Source organism: Bradyrhizobium uaiense (assembly GCF_010811875.1).
Taxonomy (GTDB): Bacteria; Pseudomonadota; Alphaproteobacteria; order Rhizobiales; family Xanthobacteraceae; genus Bradyrhizobium; species Bradyrhizobium uaiense.
Genome location: NZ_VKHP01000587.1, coordinates 1 through 482, shown reverse-complemented (window position 1 = coordinate 482; position 482 = coordinate 1). Strand labels below are relative to the sequence as shown.

The following is a 482-nucleotide window of genomic DNA, read 5'->3' as shown; positions in this document are numbered from 1 at the left end:
GCCCGAAATCCCTGTCCCGGAGCTGGTCACGCCGGTGACCACGCCTCCGGAGAACACGTTCTCGACGCCACCGGCAAAGACCGCGACGTTGCTCAGAACCGTGCCGCCGACGTTGAAGATGCCGCCGTTCGAGACGGAGATATGGTCAACCGTCGCTCCGGACGAGACGTTCAGGTCGCCGCCGCTGAAGACGGTCGCATGGTCGAAAGACGCGCCGGAGAGAACGTCGACCAACCCGGAAATTGCGGTCCCCGAACCGGTGACGCCGGTGACGGAGCCACCTGCCGAGACGATTTCGTGGCCGCCGCTTTGAATGCTGACATTGCTGGTGATCTTGCCCTGCACATTGAGCGTACCGGACACGTTGATCATGCTGGCCGAACCGCCGGCCAGCACGTTGAGCGTTCCGCCGGCTGCAACGAACGTTCCCGTGCCGGCCGTGCCGCTGATGGTGCCCTGGATGACGCCGCCGGACGAGACGT

The 482-nt window shown here is 64.9% G+C and carries 1 protein-coding gene; it reads right to left on the bottom strand.

Going from position 1 to position 482, the window contains the following annotated elements; all coding sequences use genetic code 11:
• The coding region (locus tag FNJ47_RS46610) for a hypothetical protein (RefSeq protein WP_430649490.1) at positions 1–482 on the bottom strand (482 nt) is incomplete at both ends.